At 58.3% G+C, this 18716-nt stretch carries 12 protein-coding genes and 2 pseudogenes; 6 read left to right on the top strand and 8 right to left on the bottom strand.

Annotated elements, in window-relative coordinates; all coding sequences use genetic code 11:
* Window positions 1-322 precede the first annotated feature (322 nt).
* Both A3C3_RS0113305 and A3C3_RS0113300 read right to left on the bottom strand, forming a co-directional pair.
* Window positions 323-2836 (bottom strand): CoA transferase, encoded by a 2514-nt coding sequence (locus A3C3_RS0113305; protein WP_022715102.1) that lies wholly within the window; start codon window positions 2834-2836, stop codon window positions 323-325.
* Window positions 2837-2861: 25 nt separating this feature from the next.
* Window positions 2862-4550, bottom strand: a complete 1689-nt coding sequence (locus A3C3_RS0113300; protein ID WP_022715101.1) for a GMC family oxidoreductase — start codon at window positions 4548-4550, stop codon at window positions 2862-2864.
* 160 nt (window positions 4551-4710) lie between these two features.
* Between A3C3_RS0113300 and A3C3_RS0113295 the strand changes: the two genes are divergently transcribed.
* Window positions 4711-5637 (top strand): LysR family transcriptional regulator, encoded by a 927-nt coding sequence (locus tag A3C3_RS0113295; RefSeq protein ID WP_022715100.1) that lies wholly within the window; start codon window positions 4711-4713, stop codon window positions 5635-5637.
* A 284-nt stretch (window positions 5638-5921) separates the two neighbouring features.
* Here A3C3_RS0113295 and betI read toward each other — a convergent pair.
* Window positions 5922-7771, bottom strand: a pseudogene (gene betI / locus A3C3_RS46070) (choline-binding transcriptional repressor BetI); the annotation flags it as partial.
* Here betI and A3C3_RS47905 point away from each other — a divergent pair.
* A complete protein-coding gene (locus A3C3_RS47905; RefSeq protein ID WP_267903845.1) occupies window positions 7703-8026 on the top strand; it encodes a helix-turn-helix transcriptional regulator in 324 nt (107 codons plus the stop codon). The pseudogene betI and the gene A3C3_RS47905 overlap by 69 nt on opposite strands.
* Before the next feature lie 313 nt (window positions 8027-8339).
* Window positions 8340-8604, top strand: a pseudogene (locus tag A3C3_RS46995) (hypothetical protein).
* 184 nt (window positions 8605-8788) lie between these two features.
* On the opposite strand, the gene A3C3_RS0113275 reads toward A3C3_RS46995, so the two are convergent.
* Together A3C3_RS0113275 and A3C3_RS0113270 are read right to left on the bottom strand one after the other, a co-directional pair.
* Complete coding sequence (locus tag A3C3_RS0113275) at window positions 8789-9463, bottom strand: type 1 glutamine amidotransferase domain-containing protein (protein ID WP_022715097.1); 675 nt, start codon at window positions 9461-9463, stop codon at window positions 8789-8791.
* Window positions 9464-9564: 101 nt separating this feature from the next.
* Window positions 9565-10539: an alpha/beta fold hydrolase gene (locus A3C3_RS0113270; protein ID WP_022715096.1), complete on the bottom strand. Its 975-nt coding sequence runs from the start codon at window positions 10537-10539 to the stop codon at window positions 9565-9567.
* A gap of 434 nt (window positions 10540-10973) precedes the next feature.
* Between A3C3_RS0113270 and A3C3_RS38305 the strand changes: the two genes are divergently transcribed.
* From A3C3_RS38305 to A3C3_RS0113255, 3 genes are all read left to right on the top strand, one after another.
* Window positions 10974-12440: a mechanosensitive ion channel domain-containing protein gene (locus tag A3C3_RS38305; protein ID WP_022715095.1), complete on the top strand. Its 1467-nt coding sequence runs from the start codon at window positions 10974-10976 to the stop codon at window positions 12438-12440.
* A gap of 217 nt (window positions 12441-12657) precedes the next feature.
* Window positions 12658-13410: an alpha/beta fold hydrolase gene (locus A3C3_RS0113260; RefSeq protein ID WP_022715094.1), complete on the top strand. Its 753-nt coding sequence runs from the start codon at window positions 12658-12660 to the stop codon at window positions 13408-13410.
* A gap of 20 nt (window positions 13411-13430) precedes the next feature.
* Window positions 13431-14339 carry an alpha/beta fold hydrolase gene (locus tag A3C3_RS0113255; RefSeq protein ID WP_022715093.1) on the top strand — a complete coding sequence of 303 codons (909 nt, stop codon included), beginning with the start codon at window positions 13431-13433 and terminating at the stop codon, window positions 14337-14339.
* 533 nt (window positions 14340-14872) lie between these two features.
* On the opposite strand, the gene A3C3_RS0113250 is transcribed toward A3C3_RS0113255, so the two are convergent.
* The 3 genes from A3C3_RS0113250 to A3C3_RS0113230 form a co-directional block, all read right to left on the bottom strand.
* Window positions 14873-15391: a Dps family protein gene (locus A3C3_RS0113250; RefSeq protein ID WP_022715092.1), complete on the bottom strand. Its 519-nt coding sequence runs from the start codon at window positions 15389-15391 to the stop codon at window positions 14873-14875.
* Window positions 15392-15652: 261 nt separating this feature from the next.
* Window positions 15653-16414, bottom strand: coding sequence for a response regulator transcription factor (locus tag A3C3_RS38300; protein WP_022715090.1), 762 nt, complete (start codon window positions 16412-16414; stop codon window positions 15653-15655).
* A 439-nt stretch (window positions 16415-16853) separates the two neighbouring features.
* Entirely contained in the window at window positions 16854-18716 is a 1863-nt protein-coding gene (locus tag A3C3_RS0113230) for an FUSC family protein (protein ID WP_033419657.1), read from the bottom strand.

Here is an 18716-nt window from a genome sequence, read left to right as displayed (position 1 = left end):
CTTTAATGCTAAGCTGTAGGATAATCGAGCATGAAAGACGGTGTCGCTCTAGCCACCGCGATTGCCTAAATAATGGACATTATCCTCTTGGCCGACGCGAAGCGTTTCGCCGGGAGCCGAACCTTTTGGGACACGGGCGGGTAGCTTTAAAGCTGCCAAAGTGGGCACTTCCAATGGTTTCGAGAAAGGCTGGCCCCGCCACAGATGTCGTAGCTGGTGGGCGATTGCGTCGAATTTGTCAAACCGCGCGCAATTGATTGCCTCAGGCGGGCGCCTCGGCGCCTCCGGTATTCTCCTCAGAGTCCAAAGCCGCCATTGCTTGCTAGCTCGGCAGATATTCCGCGCTCCATGTCTCGCTGACCGTCCCGCAAGCAATCAGCCTTTCGATCTCAGCCTCGCTATGGTTTAGGGATTTCAGGACGGTGCGTGTGGACGCTCCGTACTTCTCGGCCGGCGCGACGGCCGTGACCTTGCCGACCGTCGTACGAATGGCAAAGGGATCGAGCTGGGTGACGGTGTGCCCGCTCGGATGGTTGGGGAAGATCGAGAAGGAATAGCTGCCACGATCAATTCCTGGCGTACCGTCGGCAATGCGGGCACTCCGGCTCCGGATCGTTTCGATATTCTCGCAGATCGATACGCCGATATCCGCTTCGTGTAGCCGTTGCCGCCAGGTCTCCGCGGACGCGGTCATGAAAACCCGTGCGAGATGGGCCTCGCGATCCGATCCTGCCATCTCTAGTATTCCCCTCATACCCTCGACCTTGTCGAAGCGCGGCAGGTCGGTTTCTGAAGCGCATAGCAACAGATGATCGCCTGAGGACGTTTCGTAGAGCCGCGACAAGGCATCATACCCCTTGGTTTCGCGGCCAGACGGCTCGTCGAAGGGGCCGCGCCCGGCATAGTCGTAGCAGAACGGTATCTGCGCGAGCCCGGTCAGCGCCGAAAGCGACGTGCGCGGACGGCCCGCGATCCCTGTTCTCGATTTCTGGTAGAGTGCCGTGGCAATGCCGAGCGCCGCGCCGAAGCCGCACATGACATCGATGGTGCCCACATGGGCATGCTCCTCCGGCGTTTCCATCGATCCGCCGAACCGCAGCATGATGCCGGTTGCCGATTGCACCAGGTCGTCATAGCCGAGATAGTCGGTGCGCGGGCCGGTGCGCACGCCGCCGAAGCAATCGAGCTGGCAGAAGATCACCTTCGGATTGAGCGTCTTAAGGCTTTCGGCATCGAGTCCCATCGTCTTGACCTGGCGGTCGGTGGCGTTCCAGACCACGACGTCCACAGAGCGCACCAGTTCCTCGAACACGACACGGCCATCGGGCGAACCGATATTCAGCAGCACGGACTGCTTGCCGCGCATGTGCGACATGCCGAAGATCACGGTGTTCCAGCAGTCGTAGAGCGGCTTGGCAGGATCGATCTTGATCACCTGCGCACCGAAGCGGGCGAGATAGGCGACCGAGTGCGGGCCGGCGATCACATTGCAGAGATCGAGCACCCTGACCCCGTCCAACCAGCCACCGGGGGCGTCAGTCGCGGGAACTGGTAAGGAAGGGCGCTCCATGTCCGCAAGCATCGCCAAGGCATCCTTGGCCGTTCCCCAACGCCGTGGGCGCGGCATCAACATGGCTTCGGCGCTCTCTTGCAGCCAGGCCATCGGCCCCGGCTGGGTCATACGGCCGAGGACCGGATCGTCCACCTGGATCATCAGGCCGGCAGCCCTGGCGTGATCGTCGGCGATCCATTCCTTCAGCCAGCGCTGCGGTGCGCCCGGAAACAGGCCATCCCCGAAGATACGTTCCCATTCGGCCGCCGTCTTCGTGAGGAAAACTTCCTTCATGCGGGCCGCGATCTTGTCGGCCCAGAATTTCGGGAGTGGATAGACGCCAAGGGAAACGTCGGACGACCATTGCGAGACCGGCAGATAGGTGTCTTCCTCCTCACGCAGCCCTTCAGCGACCAGTTCGTCATATAGACCGAGCGTTTGCAGGCAGCGCTTTGCATGGTTTTTGTGGCTGGGGCAGACGACGTAGAACATCCGCCCATCGGCGCACATATAGCTGCGATAGAAGGGATCGAGGAACTCCTGAAGGTCTTCATAGGACATATCCATCGCCAGACCTTCCCTGCGCCGCCGTTCGATCTCCCGCTCGCGCTGGGTCTGGTAGCGCACCGGATAGTCGTCGATCAGGATCGAGTTGTAGGACAGGCCCTCCATGACGGCGCTTGCCAGCGGCACCTCGATATGATCGCCGTGCCCGGTGCGCTCGCGCGCCTGAAGCGCCAGCACCGTTGCTGACGCCGCAAGCATCGTGCCGTAGGCGGACGAGAGCGGCAGCGGCGAGAAAGAGGGGTTGATGCCCATCAGGACGCGATTGAGACCCATATCCGTGAAGACGCCGGAGGAGGCCGCGATCACCGTCTCAAAGGCCCGCCAATCGCGGCGAAGCTCGTCGTCGGAAGCAAAGCCGGGGATCGACAGGGTGATCAGCTCCGGCCGCGCCTTGCGGAGAGCCGCAAAATCGATCCCGAGCCGGGCGAGCACGCCGGGGCGGAAATTCTCAACAACAATATCGGCCTCGGCGACCAGTGCCTTTGCCTGCTCCACCCCCTCCTCCGTCTTGAGGTCGAGGTTGACGATCAGCTTGTTGCGATTGAGGATGGCATTGGCGGGATTGTCCCACAGCGGACCGCTGGGCGGATCGACATGCACGACGGTCGCGCCAAGATCGCCAAGAATCATGGCGACCGCCGGGCCAGCAATATACTGCCCAAAATCAATCACCCGGACGCCTGAAAGCGGAAGCGCGGAACGCGCGATCGATGTCATTGCTACCTGTCCTCCCAGAAATCATTTATGTCCGAGCATCGGCGACGATCCAGCCGGCTGCTTTTTCGGCGATCATCAGCGTCGGTGCGTTGGTGTTGCCGCTGGTGATCTTCGGCATGATACCCGCGTCGACAACGCGCAGGCCCTCGATGCCCCGCACTCTGAGATGGCTGTCCACCACCGCCATCGGATCGTCGTCACGGCCCATCTTCGTCGTCCCGACGGGATGAAAGATGGTGTTGGCGATATCGCCCGCGAGCCGTGTCAGCTCCTCGTCGCTCTGGAACTGCATGCCGGGGTTCCACTCCTGCGGCTGGTATCTCGCCAGCGCTGGCTGTGACACGATCTTGCGCACCTGCCGAAGGCTCTCGGCGGCAATACGGCGATCCTCTTCTGTGCTCAGATAGTTCGGCGCGATAACCGGCGCGTCCGACGTCTTATCGGAGCGAATGCGCACGCTTCCGACACTCGTCGGGTTGAGGTTGCAAACGCTCGCGGTGAAGGCGGGTATGCTGTGCAACGGCTCGCCAAAAGCGTCGAGGCTGAGCGGCTGGACGTGATACTCCAGGTTGGCGTGGGCCTGGCTGTCATCCGAACGGGTGAAGGCACCGAGCTGAGAGGGCGACATGCTCATCGGGCCGCTGCGCTTCAGCACATATTCCAGCCCGATCATCGTCTTGCCGAACAGGCTGTTGGCAAGCGTGTTCAGCGTCTTCGCGTTGGTGATCTTGAATACCGCGCGGATTTGCAGATGGTCCTGAAGATTCTCCCCAACGCCAGGCAGGGCATGAGCGACCTCGACGCCATGACGCTTCAGGAGGCCGCCCGGCCCGATACCCGACAATTGCAGGATTTGCGGAGAACCGATCGCGCCGGCGGAAAGGATGACTTCCCTGTGCGCCCGGACCTGCAGACTCCGCCCCTGCCGCTGAAGCATAACGCCAACGCAACGTTTGCGGCCGGAACCCTCGGTTTCAACGATTAGCCGTTCGACATGGGATTGCGTCCAGACCGTCAGGTTCGGGCGGTTCTTTGCCGGGCGCAAGAAAGCCTTTGATGTATTCCAGCGCCAGCCGGAGCGCTGGTTGACCTCGAAATAGCCGACACCCTGGTTGTCGCCGCTGTTGAAATCGTCCGAGCGCGGAATGCCGGCCTCGACGGCGGCCTCGGCGAAGGATTCGAGGATGTCCCATTTGAGACGCTGCTTCTCGATCCGCCATTCGCCGCCGTGGCCGTGCATGTCGGAGAAACGGCTGTTGCCGCCAGTCTTCGGGTCCGCGCCGTTGTCCAGCCGGTAATGATCCTCATGCGCCTTGAAATCAGGCAGGCAGTTCTGCCAGGACCAGGCGTCGTCGCCGGTTGCCGTCGCCCAGCCGTCGAAGTCGCGCGCCTGGCCGCGCATATAGATCATGCCGTTGATCGAGGAGCAGCCACCGAGAGTCTTGCCGCGTGGATAGCGCAACGACCGGCCATTCAGCCCGGCATCCGGCTCGGTCTTGAACAGCCAGTCGGTGCGGGGATTACCGATGCAATAGAGATAGCCGACGGGAACATGAATCCAGGGATAGTCGTCCTTGCGGCCAGCTTCCAGCAGCAGCACGCGCATCGCCGGATCGCGGCTAAGGCGATTGGCAAGCAGGCAGCCTGCGGAGCCTCCGCCGACGATGATATAATCAAAGCTATCGTCGGCGAGGTAAGAAGCGCGGCTGGTCATAGGCTTGCCCGCCTGCTGCGATACAACACCGCGCAATCATAAGAATCGACGATTCGCCCTGGCATTTTAGCCTCCTCCTCATCTCAATTTTTATGAATAGCGGAGGAGCGGCGCAGAAATCCAATGACAAATAGCACAAGGCATTATAAGTGAAGTTAATATGTTCCAATCAGTTGACCTGAGAACGTTGAGGGCATTCGCTACTGTCGCGCGCGAAGGCAACGTCACGCGCGCCGCGGAGCAACTGCATATCACCCAACCTGCCGTCACGCTGCAATTGAAGCGCCTTGCCGCCGATACGGGCCTCACCTTGTTCCGGCGGACGTCCACGGGTCTGGAACTGACGCAGGAGGGAGCTCTTCTTGCCGCCAAGGCGGAGCAGGTGTTGGCGACACTTACGGATTTTGGGCAGACGGCCGGGCACCTGGCAACGCGCGTGCGGGGGAAACTTCGGATCGGCACCATCATCGACCCGGAGTTCACACGTTTGGGTGCATTTCTGAAGGCGCTGATCGAAAGCGGACCAGGCATCGAGACGACGTTGCGCCATGGCATGAGTGGAGATGTACCAGAAGGGCTTCGACGGAATGAGCTGGATGCTGGATTTTTTCTCGGAGATCCAAGGGACTACGATCCTGCAGCCGAGCTTTCGGATGAAACTACCACGAAACTGTTTTATGTCAGAGAACTGGCACAACTGACCTATCGCGTCGTCGCCCCGCCGTCGCTTGCCAGCTTCGTGCGTGGCGCGGATTGGGTACAGCTAGCATCCCTGCCCTGGATCGGTACACCACCCGCTTCGGTGCACAACCGACTGTTGGCACGCCTGTTCACCGATCTTGGCCTGCGCCAAAACATCGTCTCCCAGGTTGATCAGGAAGCGTCGATGGTCGCCATGGTCCGCACGGGCGTTGGCTTGAGCCTCTGCCGTGAGTCGATCGCTCTCCATGAACAACAAGCCCACGGGCTCTTCATCGCCGATGCGGTGAAAATTTCGACGACATTAAGCTTCATATGCATGGAAGCTCGTAGGGATGACCCCACTGTTGTGGCCGCTTTTGATGCAATCAAACGTGTTTGGGGTTAAGCAGATCAAATTCGCTCAACATCTTGCACACGGCCTTGGGGTGAACCCAGGAAAGCTGATAGGCTCTGAGGGCTTCACTCGGAGCAGGCTCATGAAGTCCCGAGGACCATATCGACGGCACTCGACACCGTTCGAGCTGCAGCTTTGCCCTGATACTCGAGACGCCCGGCCGCGGGCGTTTAGCGCGATGCAGAATTGCCTTGATCTCGATTCTTTACGTTAGCGGCGCTGCAGAGAAGAGACGCAGGCACGGCCTGAGCCTCATTCCGCTTCCTCATGCAGGCTCAACGGTTGGCGACAGATAGTTGGCCGGCGGCGGGCAGCCGATGAGAGAGATAGTCGCGCATCTGGCGAAGCGCATCTTCCCGCGTCGGGCCCGCCGACTGCAGAGCGAGACGCAACCAAAGCCCGTCGATCAGCGCGGTGACGCCAAGAACGACTGACTCGCATTCGTCCTCCGGCAGGATGTGGACCAGCGCCGACATCAGGTTTGATCGCATCCGCGCATGAATTACCTTTTGGATACGCGCCAGCTGCGGCTCCCGCGGCACCTCGGCGCAGAGCGCGAGCCAGGCGCGGCAAATCGACGGCTGGAAGAAGCGATCCTCGAAGTTGCCTTCAATGATCGCTTCCAGTCTCTCGAACGGGGTGGTGGCTCGGTTAAGGCGCGCCACCACAGCATCCCTCAAAGCCGCGTTCGCCTCGCGCATCGCATGCTCGAACAGTTCCTGCTTGTTAGCGAAGTAGTGCAGCACGATACCTTTCGATGCGCCTGCTTGAACGGCCACCTTCTCCAGCGTCGCCCCCGCCATGCCTTCGCGCTGCAGGACCTCGAACGCCGCCCGTCTGAGTTCACGTTTCCGGATATCGCTGATCTTGGTCAGATATCCGGACTTCGGCATCACCATGTCCAGCCCCGCCGCAATGAACACCGCGATCTTTTCGGCCTCCGTACCATAGCGGTCAAAAAGCTCGGCGGCCCGTTCGCTGGAAATTCCGGTTCTTCGGGCCAGCGTCACCGACCACACGGTCTTGTCGGATGGATACTGCCGGCCGCCGCCGATCGGTCGCTCCGACGTCTCGATGCGGCGTTTTCTGCCGAGCCGCTCCAGTGTCATGTCGGCGGCAAGCTCGCCGAATGACCGGAATGTCGTCCACTTGCCGCCGATCATGCAGAGCACAGGCGGATCATCCTCGGCCTGCTCCAGCACAGTGCAGAAGTGATCGCGCGGGATGCGTCCCGTAAAACTGTCGCTACTGGCCGGCAACGGTCGTACGCCGGAAAACTGGAAAACGATTTGCTCCCGCCGGATGGCAATGCCCGGCAGCACGAAGGCGAGCGATTGCAGGATATATTCAAGCTCATCCGCCTCGCAGCGCACTGTTGCCGGATTATCGACGCGGATATCGGTGGAGCCGACGAGAACCTTGTCCAGATAGGGAAACGCAATACAGATCCGCCCGTCCTCGTTCTCGTAGTAGATCATGTGACCGGCAAGAGCGTCGCGCAGGTCCGCATTGTCGATGATGAGATGCGAGCCCTTGGTGCCTCCGATCAGCGGCGCCGGCCGCGCTTCCGGTGAAAGCAGGGTTTGATTGACGATGTCGATCCAGCCGCCGGTGGCATTGACGATCAGCGCTGGTTCGAGGGCAAAGGATGCGCCGCCTATACGGTCCGCGAGGCGACACCGGCCGTCTTCCGCCCGCCGCAGTTCGGCGTAGTTCAGCGCCACTGACCCGGACTCTGCTGCAAGACCGTCCTGCAGAAGCTCGATGCCCAATCGCTCCGGATGGCTGACCCAGGCGTCGAAGTACGTGGCGGAACTCTTGATACCGGGGTTAACCGCAGGCCACTTGCCGAGCGTCGCTCGCCGGCCGCGAAACTGGTGGCGCGGCATCAATGTCCGCTTGCGCGTCAAGAAATCATAGATGCTGAGCCCGGCTTTGACGGCGACAGCGCCGCGGCGGCTCGGCCGATGGCTGAGACCCAGGAAGCGGACGATACCGTTGCCGAGGCCGGAAAAATATCGAATATCGGCACCGTCGTCGGCAGCGGCGCTATATAATGGGGCGCGTTGCGCAACAGCCGATCCCGCTCGACCAGCGATTCCTGCACCAGCTTGAATTCGCCGTTTCAAGATGGAACAGTGATGACCTTGCTACCGCTGCGGGGATGTCACGAAGCCATTTCATGGCAATGTTTCGCGACGTGGTCGGCACCACGCCGCAGGCTTATCTGACCGGATGGCGTCTGATTCTCGCTCGGCGGAAGCTCGCCAGAGGAGCGAAGGTGAAGGCAGTCGCGCGTCAGGTCGGATTTGGCAGTGCGGCCGCATTCTCGCGCGCATTCTTTCGAAAATTTGGCGACTGGCCATCGGTCAGATCGTAGCGGGCGATCGACGTTGCCCGCCGATCTTGATAGCCTCCGCGTCAGCTGGAACCGGGTTGCAGATGCCGCGTTCCATGCCCGCTCCCGTCGCCTTGAAGGGACCCGAACCCACGACCCTGATATTACGATTTTCCTTGTGCAACATCGCGGATCAAAGAAGCCGATAGCAAAGCATGAGCTGTTGCACTTAATTTGAGATTCCCCTCGCCAGGAGTCTTAAATTATCTGCCAAAGGATTTCTCAAACGGGTTTTCCTAGCAGTGACTCGGTCAGTTCGAGGTGAACTGACCGGGTTTCCGGTAGAGGCACGCTCATGGTCGAGGACAGAAATATCATCCGAATGCGCAAATGGCTTGCCCCGGTGCGGGATATTGACGCACAGCGTCGGCGGCCCTGAAGTAGATCAGGCTCCATGTGAGATGCTGCTTGGCAACGCCATTCTTCGTGTCGCCAGGTTGGATCAGTCTGTTCGCAGCACGGCGGCTGCGACAGTCACACTCGATGGCATTGAGCTTGATTGCGAAGATTGCAGGTGGCTCGCTCTCAAATACGGAGACCGTCTCGAAGTTCGCGAGTAACGACATCCCACTGTCATATCTGAGGTCGGCACTCCCGGCGGACGACGCGTAGAGTGTAGTGGCGAAGGAGCTTACCAACGTCGACGATCCGATGGCCAGCATAGCAAGGAAATAAAACGCTGAACGCAAACGACGGGTTGCTCGCCTGCAGTATGCGCTGGCAGGCGAGCAATAGGAGCGATGATCACCCCTGCTTTCTGAGGGCCGCAAGCAACTCCTGCGCCAGAGGTCCAGCGGAAGCCGGATTTTGACCAGTGATGAGGCGACCATCGACGACGACATGAGGCTCCCAGTTCGCCGCAGACGAATAGATAGCACCCTCGCCCGTCAAGGCATCTTCAAGCTCGAACGGCACATCCTCGCGGGCGTAGTCGTATTCCTCCTTTTTCGAGAAGCCCGTCACCTTTTTGCCGCGTACGAACGGTGTTCCGTCGCCAAGATCAACGCCAAGTAACGAGCACGGTCCATGGCAGACCGCGCTGACGATCTTGCTCGTCGTCCAGGCGCGCACGATCGCACTCTGGACCTCACGATTGCGTTGGATGTCGACCATCGGCCCCAGGCCTCCGGGAATGAGGATCGCATCATAATCCGCGGCGTTCACTTCGCACAGCCGACGACTGCGGTTCAGTCGGCGGAAAGCCTTGCTCCCACGAAACTCTTTCTGCGCGGCGTCTTTCTCGTCATAGGCGTCAAACGGAGTCCATCCGCCAGCAGGTGACGCGAACTCGACGGCGACGCCCGCCTTGTCGAGGACGTCAAACGGATGAGCAACCTCCGCGAAGAAGAAACCGGTGGGACGATTGTGCGGACCGATCACTGCTGCATTTGTGACGATGAATAGAACGTGCTTTGTCATTTGCTTCTCCGTTTGTTTATACTTGGCATACGGGAATCTTGCTCGTTGGCGGACGCCACCCGCGTACTTAAAGTGTCACGGCCGGCTCGGTGGAGCGGCGTCTAGAGTTTGGCCAATTTACGATCCAGGAAGCCGCGAATTAACGGAACCATTTCATCCAACTTGTCTTCGAGCGCGAAGTGTCCGGAATCGAGCAAGTGGATTTCGGCCTGTGGCAGATCCCGAAGGTAGGCACGCGCTCCTTCCTCAGGGAAAACCTTATCGTTCTTTCCCCAGACGATTAGCGTCGGCGGCTGATGGTCGCGGAAGTATTTCTGGAATGCTGGATAGAGCGGCACGTTGGTACGGTGGTCATAGAAGAGATCCATTTGTATATCTTTGTTACCGGGCCGATCCAGGAGCGCTTGGTCCTGGACCCAGTTGTCAGGACTTATGCGGCTGACGTCCGACACTCCGTCGGTATATAGGAACTTGGTCGCCTCGAGGGTCACCAGGCCAGATAGCGCGTCCCGGTGTATGCTCGATCCGTCCGCCCAATAAGCCTTTATCGGCTCCCAGAGTTCTCGCAGACCCTCATCGTAGGCGTTTCCATTTTGGATAATCAACGCGGTGACACGATCGGGGTGTTTCAGTGCAAGCCTGTAACCGACAGGTGCGCCGTAATCCATCACGTACATCGCGTAGCTCTGGACACCGATACCGGACACCAGCTCGTCGACGATGTCTGCATACGCCCCAAAGCCGTATTTGAAATCCTTGTGATCCGGAGCGTCGGAATGCCCAAAACCGGGAAAATCGGGGGCGATAACGTGGTATCGATCCGCCAGTTGGGGAATGAGATTTCGGAACATGTGTGAAGAGGTTGGGAACCCGTGAAGCAAGAGCACGACGGGAGCGTCCGCCGGTCCAGCCTCCCGATAGAAGACGTTCAAGCCCTGGATCTTGGCTGACCGATAGTGCACGGTGACGACCGTAGCGTGCATCTCTGGGGCGGTCGGCGCACTGGCATTCGCAGTCCGCGCAATAGGTGCCGCGGAGACGATAGCTAGCAGCAAGGCTAAGACAAAACGGCGCATGCACGTTCTCCCTTCTTACGATCGGACAGTGCTCATTTCGTTGCTGGATATTGCCTGACCGCAGAACCCCGAACGAGTTAATCGTCGTAAATCCCAGGGAAACGAGCATCGCGATTGACCTAGGGCGTAACATCGCTGGCGCTGGATGGAGCGTTGGTCCGGCGAAGACGCCCAGGCGCGGCAACTGGACTGCGACAGTCAAACCGCAGTTACAGCGACGTTGAGCTAGCCAAGTAACAGGGCGGGCCAAAAACGGGGTGTTGAACACCGTCAAATCGTGAGAATGTTGCTATCCCCACTCGCGCGCAGCCGCCGCGTTTCACGCATGTTTACATCATTTCACCTGCGTTGCGGCCACTTCTGTCGTATTGCTCGATTAAGTCGAAAGCCCGCGATGGCGGAACGTGCCGCCAAGCAACGGCCGGGAGACGCGAATGCCATCCGTTCTGACCGATTTGTGGATACAGTTCGCTATACTGTTCGGAGCCAGAGCAGCCGCCCATATAGTGTCTCCTGCTCCTGGAACCCGTCGATTGATCATCGACTGCGTGTTTTTCTTGGCACTGACTGCCTTACTGCTTTGGAACGGCATACCGCCCTACTCTGTGGAAGACCTGGGGTCTGCGGTAACGTTGCGCTTCGTGCACGGGAGCCTCAAGACCATATGGTGGCTGGCGGGTGCAATGGTTTTAGCGAATTGCGCGCGCGTCTTTCTAATTCTTGAACACAAGCCTCGCGAAGGCAGACTTCTTCAAGATCTCGTCGTAGCAATTATCTACGTAAGCGCAGCGTTATGCATCATAGCCTATGTGTTCAGCCTGCCGGTCGGAACAATAATTGCGACATCCGGCGTCTTCGCCATCGTACTCGGCCTTGCCCTTCAAAGCACTTTAAACGACGTGTTCTCGGGCATCGCGCTCAACCTCAACAGGCTCCTTTCTGTGGGGGACTGGGTCGTTCTGGACGATGACGTTCAGGGCAAGGTCGTGGAGACCAACTGGCGGTCCACACAGTTTCTCAACAAAACTGGCGACCTCGTTGTTGTCCCCAACAGCATCTTAGCGAAGAGCCGCATAACAAATCTGAGTGTGCCAGACATCTCACATGGAGCCAGCCTGACTGTTAAGATGCAAGCGAGTGTGCCACCCAAAGCCATCGAAGACACGATGCATCAGGTGCTGCTTGGTAGCAGGGAGATATTGAGATCGCCAAGCCCATCGGTCTCGATAACGGGTATGAGTCGAGACTGCATCGAAGTGGAACTTTCATTCCGTGTACCCACCTTGTTATCTGTTGCGAAGGCGAGGAACGAAATATTCGACCTGATTTATCGCCACACCTTCGCTGCCAGCTTGCCACTTGCTTCAGATCCTCCCGCGGAAAAAACGGCGGCGGGTGCTGGAAAACCTGATTTTGTTAAGAGCCTCATCAGCTTGGCACCGATTTTCGCCAATCTCACGAACGACGAAGCGAACGCACTGGCCTCTTCCGCCGAGCGCGTGGTGATGAAGCAAGGAGCGGTAATCGCTAGGAAAGACTCGACGACTAGCGCACTTATGATGTTGGCACGTGGCGTCGCGATTGTCGAAGACGGTGTTGATGACGGAAGGATTGAGTTCGCAAGGCTCTCGCCTGGAGACGTTCTTGGAGAAAGAGGCGTTTTGCTGGGTAGTAAGGAAGTGGCCGATACCATATGCCTTACGGATGTGACGCTATATCAGATAAGCAAAGGCAAGATTGCAGAGATACTTAGAGAACGCCCCGCCATCGCTGAGGACCTCGCAGCTTTGCTGCTTACGCGCACAAAGGCGGAGGACGCGCTTCACCAAGCCTGCAGTGACCGCGCTTCCACGACAGCCCCCGACCTGAGGATGCGGATCCTTAGGCTCTTCCATCTCTAGGAATTCCCGTGCTTTAGCAGGATTTAACGAGATGCGTGACCTCGTGTGTTCTAGCCTGGATGTCGTGGGAGAGCATCCCACGCAAAAATAACGATCGACGGCCAATGCTGCCACTTTCCCACTAGGCGGCCTCTCATCGACGCCGCCCGGATGCAACGGGAAAGTCAAACAATCGATCGAGTTTTCACGCCGAAAATCGGCAAAAAGGAGACTTCAGATGATGACGATTTTGTCGACCGCAGCACTTCTGCTTTCAAGTTTGGCGTTATCGACCGCGGCCTGGTCCGCGGATGGGGCTGCAAAAACAGTCGTACTTGTCCACGGCGCTTTCGCCGACGGGACATCGTGGCAAAAGGTAATTCCGCGCCTGGAGAAGGCTGGCCTCAAAGTAATAGCCGTACAAAATTCTCTGGACTCGCTTGAAAACGATGTCATCGCTACCAAGCGCGCGATCAAGAACGCCGAAGGCCCTGTAGTTCTCGTCGGCCACTCGTGGGCAGGCGTTGTCATAACGGAAGCTGGAACTGATCCGAAGGTGAAGTCTCTAGTCTATGTGGCGGCCTACGCGCCCGATAAAGGGCAGTCGTTAGAGGACGTTACGTCAAAATATCCCCAGCTGGAAAGCCGCAAGGAATACGTGAAGGACGACGACGGCTTCTTGAGGATCAGCGACCAAGGCATCAAGAAGTACTTCGCAGCTGATCTCGACCCTGAATCTAAAGCGGTTGTAGCTGCGACGCAGGGTCCGTTCCACGTCAGATGCCTTAGCGCAAAGGTCTCGGAAGCGGCGTGGCGCGAGAAACCGACTTTCATGGTAGTGGCAACCAAAGACCAGATCATCCCGCCACAGCTCGAGAAGGATCAGGCTAAGGCGGCCAACGCCAAGGCGATCGAAATACCTTCAAGCCATGTCGCGATGCTATCGCATGCCGAGGAAGTATCGGATCTGATAATTCAGGCGGCAAAGTAAAGTGGATGGGAGAAGGCGCGATGACGAGCTATTACGAAATGACCTACCGCCGGCTCGCCGTCGAAGACACGGAGATCTTCTATCGCGAGACGCATCCGAAAGATGCGGCATCGACTTCTCCTCCCATTTTGCTACTGCACGGGTTTCCTTCAACGTCGCATCAATACAGAGCACTTATGGAGCGACTTGGAGGAAGCTTCCGCATGATCGCTCCCGATTATCCCGGGTTCGGTCAAAGTACCGCTCCTGTCAGCAATAAGGAGGGAGGAACATTTGAATATTCATTCGACAACCTTTCACGTGCCATCGAGGCTTTTATAGATACCCTTGGCCTAACCAGGGTGATCCTCTACATTTTCGACTTTGGTGCCCCAGTGGGGATGAGGATCGCAACCAGAAGGCCGGAACTCATAGCCGGCCTGATCATTCAAAACGGAAACTGTTACGACGCCGGATTGTCGGAGGCAGCAAAGAGGCTAATGTCGGCTCGACCAGAGGATCCCGCAGTCACCGCCGAACTATCAGGGCTGCTCACAGCAGAGGGAGTTCGCTTCCAGTACCTCACGGGAACATCGCGGCCGGAACGTATAATGCCGGACAATTACGATCTCGATTTGCACTACATCGAGCAGCCGGGTCGCAAGCAGCCACAACTTGACCTGCTTCTCGACTACAAGAGCAACCTGCCCCTTTACCCGCAATGGCAGGAATGGCTGAGAGCCAACGTGCCGCCCGCACTGATCGTCTGGGGTAAGAACGACCCCTTCTTCACACCGGCAGGAGCACAGGCATACCTGGACGATCTCCCCAATGCTCACCTACAATTTCTCGAGACTGGACACTTCGCGCTCGAGGAATGCCTCCCTCAGGTCGCGTCCCTGATCGGCCAATTTTTGGCTGGCTTCAACGCTCGCACCCTCCAGACGTGAAGCTTAGCGTGCGAACTCGGAGAATTTCGAATTTTGCGAGGATGCGCGATCATCGATGAGTACTTCAACGATGGAGAAATTGCATGCTAATGTTTCCTACGTTCGCCTTTGCCGCCATCGCCCTCGGCATCTGTGGATAGCGGTTCGCATCCGTTTGTCTCCGAGACCGCCAAGACGGACTCGACCCTGGTTCTGGCCACCGCGACCAGCGAAGATTCAAACCAAAGCGGAAGTGACGCTGCCGTCAGTTCGATGCCAAGAAATGCGTTTCCGTCCTCGCGGAACGCCAGAGGAGAGCACTGCGCAGGTCAGCCGACCGGGTAACCAAACCTATACCTCGGCTCAATTATGTTCTTTCTAATATTGGGGTTGCATCATGTCCGTCACCACCTCCTCCCGAGGCGACCGAGGACCAAGGCTTGCTGGTCTCCCCTCCTCCGCCGCCTGCGATACGGTCCAAGAGAGCCGCCCCCCGCCGGGGCGGCTCGCCTTTCTAGTTCATCGCAACGGATCCAGCCACCTCTCTCGAGGAGCTACCGCTCGAGACGCGTTGCCTCGAACAGGAACCACAGCCTGCCTTCCGCCTCGTCGATCCAGTTCTCGGTGAGGCTCGTTGTCGCATGGTCATCATGTGAAGAGGTCAGCTCATGTAGCTGACGTAAGGTACCGACAAGCAGCTTGTTGTCGTCACGAAGCTCGGACAACATGTCTCTTGGCGTCACGAAATCCGCGTCGTTATCGAGGATCCTTTGAAGTCGCGAGATATGACCTATCGATTTCAGCGTCGGCCCGCCAACCTTTCGAGCACGCTCGGCGATATCATCCGTCATCGCGAAAATCTGGGCTCCTTGCTCATCAAGCATCAAGTGATAGTCGCGAAAATGCGGTCCGGACACGTGCCAATGAAAGTTCTTGGTCTTGAGGTAGAGTGCGAAAACGTCCGCCAACAGAGCCGTGAGCGCTGCCGCGATATCACGGGTTGCGTCCTCCCCCAGGTCCGTCGGCCTTGAAAGCGGAAGGCTTCGGTGTTGATGCGCTACTTTTCTGTCCATGGCGTTATCCTTTGATGGGGAGGAAGCTCAAGAGAACCAGCGCAAGTTTACCCGCTGGAACGCCCGCAGAGAAACTTTCGATGGTTTAAATACACTATACTCGAGTGCAACGAGAGGCTTGCAGGCCTTATACCGGGGTATAGTCATGGCTTGGCCCAACCGCGCGGACGCGCAGTAACGATGACCTCATGCAACCGGCCCTGATTGAAACGACATCGGATCAGCTGGTTTGGGAGGCGTTCTATCGCGACAATGCCGCATTCAGGCAAAGATCGGCATCAAGAGGCTCCGAGCGTCGGTTGTTCGCTCCCGGGTGTCCTTGAAGGCGCTGTCGTCCGCGTTCGCAAGAGTTTGGGACCGTTCGAAGGAAAGGTGCAGCGAGACGTCCTTTACCAACTCTGCCAAGGTCCTCGCCTGCATCTTTTTCATCAATTTTGCACGATGCACTTTCACGGTGATTTCGGTGATTCCAAGGAGGGCGGCGATCTGCTTGTTCAACAGTCCGTCGACAACGCCTTCCAAGACCTCGCGCTCTCGTGACGTCAAGGAATGAAAACGCCGGTCAATCGCAGCCTTGGAACGATTGATGCTGGCACGCTGCCTATACGCCAGATCAGCGGCGCAAACGGCGTCGAGGACTTCCTGCTCCCGGAAAGGTTTCTGGATAAAGTCGAATGCGCCGGCCTTCATCGCGCGCACGCTCATGTTCACATCTGCGAAGCCGGTCATGAACACGATCTGGGACTGCGAGCCTCGATGCGACAGGCGCTGCTGAAGATCAAGGCCACTCATCCCCTGCAGCCTTACGTCCAGCAAAATACAGCTGGGTTCGACGGTAAGTGGAGATGAGAGAAACTCGGAGGCTCCGACGAAAGTCACGACCGGAAACCCAACGTTCTCGATCAGGCTCGATACCAGCATGCGAGTGTCGGGATCATCCTCGATGACTGCAACGCACCCCACATTATGAAGATCGTCATCCCGAGCGCAACTCGTTGCTCGCCTTGATGTAGAAATCATCATTGACATTTCCTCTCGCGTTTCGACACGTTAACTTTACGCGTGTTTCCTCATGACAAACCGTTGAAGTCAGTGAAATGGTGTCAAACGGCGAGAAAGCCGAGGGAAACCCGCTCCTCTCACTATTGCCCGCCGTAGCCCCTCCCACCACGGCCGTATGCCCTGATGAAGGCTTGCACCGTCAATGCAAGATCAGCAACGGCCTGGTCCAATTCGTCGCCGGACTTTGGGAACGGCATGGGTAGATCCCCCAATGTCCAAGTCCTGAGCTGCATCTCGAGAACCGATGACATGGCTTCGTAGTAGTCGGCTCGCTGTGTATCGACCTGAGGATCGTGGTCTCCGAGAGTTTCGAAGACTGTAGACGCTCCGCATACATTTCTCAGCGCCAGGAGAACACTATTCAGAGCATCTGAGCTGGCTATGGCACCGTTGCCGAGACTTAGTCCCATCGCCGCAACCTCAGCCCTGGAGCTGCCGACACCCGCGTCCGCCTGTGCTTCGCAATCTCCGCCGAATGCGGCCCGTGGCGCGACCTTCGCACGCTGGACGCAAATGACAGGTTTGCGGATACGGCTGTCCGGAGAGTATCGGAAATCGCGACACGATCGTTGGTCGGGAATATCAATATGCTCGCAACCACACCGAAGAGAGCACCAAGACTCTCGTTCACCGCTCTTAAAAAGATCAGATCGTCTGCGGGTCTGATGAGGTCAGAGAGCAACATGAACATCGGCGTCAGGAAGATCGTGAATAGCGCGTAATTCACCGTGCGTAAGGCAATGACCGCGGCCGCGAGCGGAACGATCGTTAGAGCCATCGCAACGTCGCCAGGGCTGTTCATGAGCAACCCCGCGGCGACCAACCCGCCGAGGAGAGTGCCTGTTGCTCGCTCCAACACCCGGGCCCAGGTGTTCCCCAAAGCCGGCTGCATCACGACCAAAGTCGCAATCGTTCCCCAGTATGACAAGGTCACTCCAAGCCACCCCTCCACGAGATGGCAAGCGGTCACAGCTGTGGCCACCCGCAACGCTTGATGCCACACAACAGACGGCATCGCAGGCCTCTCGAAGATCGTCGCTAATAGGCCCGTGGATAAAACATCTTGCCGTTGTTCCGGGCTTGTTGTTCCGCCCAGAGACATCAGTGCGATGGCCGCGCCCTCTATGCACCTGCCGAAAGCCCTGTTTTGGTCTTCGGCCGCGCGGTGGAGAGACCTTGCGTCTTCGTTGATTCGAGCCGAGGTCATGGCTCCTGAGTCCAAGCAATCGATCACTTCCCGCAACAGCTCGTCTAAATCGCGAAGTAATGTGACATTATCTTCGCTGAACACCCCGCCTGACCTGCGTAGGTGCCCGAGAGCGATCAGATTACCTAGTAACCTCGAGGCTACGTCAACCGCGTGACCGTGCGGCTTGCTCCCCAAAAGACGTCGCGCAACGATTTGGCGACCTCGCTCAATAGCGATCCTCACGGCCCTACGGGTCAGCGTCTCATATTGCAGCCAGGCCGCGCTGTCGGCAACTGGAGATCGGTCGAGATCGATCAGCGCGCTCAGCATCGTCCGCAACCGGCTGTAGATCGTCACGAGCAACAATCTGCCCGGGGCATTGGTGTGGTTCGGCCATATCAAGGTCGATATGAGGATTGTCGCCGTCGATCCGAGCAGGAAGCAACCGCCAAGTTGGAGCGCTCCCTCGAATGGACGCGGTGTCGACACACCGATCACAACTGCAATTGCGGAGATGAAGCTACCTTGGGCGGGTCCGGGTCCGAACGCGGGCGCGTAGGATCGACCTAGACAGCACAATGCGACGAGAGTGAAGAGCGTTGCGGTAGCAGCCACGGTGCCGAAGTGAGCACCGAAGGATGAGAGGGCAAACGCGATCGCGCCTAGGATCGCAAATTTCGCCATGACACGGAAGCGAGACCGGGCTCCGCCGAACGGGTCGCAAAGGGAGGTCCAAAATGCGGCGACAACGCTGAATGCCAAGTCTGGTATATCAAGGCGGATTGCACCGGCTAGCAAAAAAGCGATCGAAATTGCCGCTCGAACCCCATCGAGAATGTCCAACTGTTCAGGGACGACAGCATAGACCTGTCCTTCAGACCACAAGGTCGCGAAACAAATGACACGAGCCTCGAAGTTAGGCGCATTTGTTGTGTGCTCTTCCGGTAGAGGTGGCGGCCCATCGGCACCACAGCTGAGGCAGGTGATCCGGCGGCAGCGAATGGCCTTGGCGCATACGCTAGCGGCTGCTTCGAGCGCCCGCGAGTTGAGCCTGGTTATTTCGCGGGAAATCAC

The organism is Rhizobium mongolense USDA 1844 (genome assembly GCF_000419765.1).
Lineage (GTDB): Bacteria > Pseudomonadota > Alphaproteobacteria > Rhizobiales > Rhizobiaceae > Rhizobium > Rhizobium mongolense.
Note: the sequence above shows the minus strand (reverse complement) of the source record. Positions and strands in the feature narration are given on the sequence as shown.

Bases quoted from the DNA above. Each gene is read 5' to 3' on its own strand.
- A3C3_RS0113300 (WP_022715101.1), bottom strand. From the start codon at position 4,550: ATGACCAGCCGCGCTTCTTACCTCGCCGACGATAGCTTTGATTATATC.
- A3C3_RS0113270 (WP_022715096.1), bottom strand. From the start codon at position 10,539: ATGCGCCGTTTTGTCTTAGCCTTGCTGCTAGCTATCGTCTCCGCGGCA.
- A3C3_RS0113260 (WP_022715094.1), top strand. From the start codon at position 12,658: ATGATGACGATTTTGTCGACCGCAGCACTTCTGCTTTCAAGTTTGGCG.
- A3C3_RS38305 (WP_022715095.1), top strand. From the start codon at position 10,974: ATGCCATCCGTTCTGACCGATTTGTGGATACAGTTCGCTATACTGTTC.
- A3C3_RS38300 (WP_022715090.1), bottom strand. From the start codon at position 16,414: ATGATGATTTCTACATCAAGGCGAGCAACGAGTTGCGCTCGGGATGAC.
- A3C3_RS47905 (WP_267903845.1), top strand. From the start codon at position 7,703: ATGGGGCGCGTTGCGCAACAGCCGATCCCGCTCGACCAGCGATTCCTG.
- A3C3_RS0113255 (WP_022715093.1), top strand. From the start codon at position 13,431: ATGACGAGCTATTACGAAATGACCTACCGCCGGCTCGCCGTCGAAGAC.
- A3C3_RS0113295 (WP_022715100.1), top strand. From the start codon at position 4,711: ATGTTCCAATCAGTTGACCTGAGAACGTTGAGGGCATTCGCTACTGTC.
- A3C3_RS0113305 (WP_022715102.1), bottom strand. From the start codon at position 2,836: ATGACATCGATCGCGCGTTCCGCGCTTCCGCTTTCAGGCGTCCGGGTG.
- A3C3_RS0113250 (WP_022715092.1), bottom strand. From the start codon at position 15,391: ATGGACAGAAAAGTAGCGCATCAACACCGAAGCCTTCCGCTTTCAAGG.
- A3C3_RS0113275 (WP_022715097.1), bottom strand. From the start codon at position 9,463: ATGACAAAGCACGTTCTATTCATCGTCACAAATGCAGCAGTGATCGGT.